The following is a 1269-nucleotide window of genomic DNA, read 5'->3' as shown; positions in this document are numbered from 1 at the left end:
GCGGATGCCGATGCGGATGCCGACGCTGATGCGGATGCGGATGCTGATGCCGACGCGGATGCTGATGCAGATGCCGACGCGGATGCGGATGCTGATGCCGACGCCGATGCTGATGCTGATGCTGATGCTGATGCTGATGCGGATGCCGATGCTGATGCGGATGCCGATGCTGATGCGGATGCTGACGCGGATGCGGATGCCGACGCTGATGCGGATGCCGATGCTGACGCTGATGCCGACGCTGATGCCGATGCTGATGCTGATGCGGATGCCGATGCAGATGCGGATGCAGATGCAGATGCCGACGCTGACGCTGACGCCGATGCTGATGCTGATGCTGATGCTGATGCGGATGCGGATGCCGACGCAGATGCTGATGCGGATGCGGATGCGGATGCTGACGCCGATGCCGATGCCGATGCCGATGCCGATGCCGACGCCGATGCTGATGCGGATGCCGATGCCGATGCCGATGCGGATTTGTTAGCTGAGATCACGATTGTTGCAGACGTTGATGGTGACAACATCATTACGGGTAGTGAGTTAAATGGTAGTGCTGACCTTGAAGTTCATATTGGACTTGGTGCTGATGCTTATGAGGGAATGGAAGTTGAGCTTAATGTAGATGGCGAACTTTCTACTCATATTGTCACTGCTGATGATATTGCAAATGGCTATATTGCTACTACGATTACTACAACTGGTAGTGGTGTAATTAATATTGAAGCAACAGCGACTAATAACGATGGTGTTACGGATACGAGCTCTCTTGTTATTACGATTGCCCCTCAAGACTTGATTACTGAGATTGAAGTTGTAGGTGATGTTGATGGTAATGGTTTCATTACTGCTGATGAGTTAGATATAGATGGTAACTTTACTGTTCATGTAGGCTTAGGTGACGGTGCTTATGAAGGGTTGGTGGTTAGCGTAAATGGTAGTGACTATGTTGTTACACAAGCTGACCTCGATAATGGTTATATCGTTGCCACAATTGCAGGTGTTGATAGTTTAGTAAATATTACAGCAGAAGCATCAGATGTTTGGGGTGATACTGATTCGGCTAATATTAGTATAACTGTTGACACGGTAGCGCCAGATGCACCAGTGATTGACCCAGTGAATGGCACTGATCCGATCACCGGTACAGCAGAACCAGGTACGACAGTGACAGTGACCTTCCCAGACGGCAGCACAGCAGAAGCGGTTGTTGACGAAGATGGCAACTGGAGCGTTCCAAACCCAGGCCTAGAAGATGGCGATGAAGTA

The 1269-nt window shown here is 50.6% G+C and carries 1 pseudogene; it reads left to right on the top strand.

Annotated elements, in window-relative coordinates:
* A pseudogene (locus tag F927_RS17285) lies at positions 1-1269 on the top strand (hypothetical protein); the annotation flags it as partial.

It is taken from the genome of Acinetobacter haemolyticus CIP 64.3 = MTCC 9819, assembly GCF_000369065.1.
GTDB lineage: Bacteria > Pseudomonadota > Gammaproteobacteria > Pseudomonadales > Moraxellaceae > Acinetobacter > Acinetobacter haemolyticus.
The sequence above is the reverse complement of the archived record's forward strand: the minus strand, read 5'-3'. Positions and strand labels throughout refer to the sequence as shown.